This window comes from Actinoplanes sp. NPDC026670 (genome assembly GCF_040638175.1).
Classification (GTDB): Bacteria; Actinomycetota; Actinomycetes; order Mycobacteriales; family Micromonosporaceae; genus Actinoplanes.
Map to the genome: position 1 here is coordinate 1 of NZ_JBEZXU010000225.1, position 1036 is coordinate 1036.

The window sequence follows — 1036 nt, forward strand, 5'->3', positions numbered from 1 at the left end:
TTCCCCCCGCCTCCAGCAACGCGGATCCGCTCGCGGTCTTCGGTCGCATCGTCCCCCGCGACCACGCCCTGCTCGCCCTGCTCGCCGAGCACTACCTGCTGTCCACCGACCAGATCACCAACGCCTTCTTCGACGCCCGGCGCACCGCCCAGCGGCGGCTGACGATCCTGCACCGCCTCGATGTGCTGCACCGCTTCGGCCGCAGCGGCGCCCACGGCCGGTTCGGGTCCCTGCTCTACACCCTCGGCCCCGTCGGACTGCAACTGCACCCGACCGTCTACCACGACCCGAACGGCACCGGCGGCAAGGCGCCGCGCAGCTCGCTGGAGCGGGCCAAGCGGATCGCCGCCAGCGGCCAGGTCAACCACCTGCTCGGCGTCAACCAGTTCTTCACCGACCTCATCGCCACCGCCCGCCGCGCTGACGACGCCCTGCTGCCGCGCTGGTGGTCCGAGCAGCACGCGACCACCGTCTACGCCCAGGCCGGCATCCACCCCGATGGGCACGGCGTGTGGACCGTCGGCGACACCTCGACCGGCTTCTTCCTTGAGCACGACAACGACACCGAGAACCTCGCCCGGGTTGTGGCCAAGCTGCGCGGTTACGAGCGCCTCACCACCTTCGGCCCCCGCTACCCCGTGCTGTTCTGGGTCCCCAGCCGGCGCCGCGAGGCCAGCCTGCTCGGGGTACTCGCCGGACTGCGCAGCGCCAGCCCGATCGCGACTGCGGTCCACGGCCCGGACCCGGCAGGTCGGGTCTGGACTCTCGTGTCGGATCCCACCCACCGGCGGTACCTGCACGAGCTGCCTTGCGATCACGGCCCCGACACCGTGACCAACCCGCAGCGCTTCGACCACCTGTAGAAATCACACCGCAGGTCAGCGCGCTGACCTGCCAGAGCGCGCACCTCCGGCAGGCCGACCACTGTCGGCTTTTTTAAGCAAAAAATATCTTGTGTTAGAGTCTTTAAATCTCACAGCTTCGGCGCCGGCGCCGGGCCGCCGTGAGCCGGAATGTCTCACAGCGCAGGTCAACC

1 protein-coding gene is annotated in these 1036 nt (G+C 69.5%); it reads left to right on the top strand.

Annotated elements, in window-relative coordinates; translation table 11 throughout:
• Positions 1–863: replication-relaxation family protein (locus AB0E94_RS53280; RefSeq protein ID WP_360344696.1), on the top strand; the 863-nt coding region annotated here is incomplete at its 5' end.
• Positions 864–1036 lie beyond the last annotated feature (173 nt).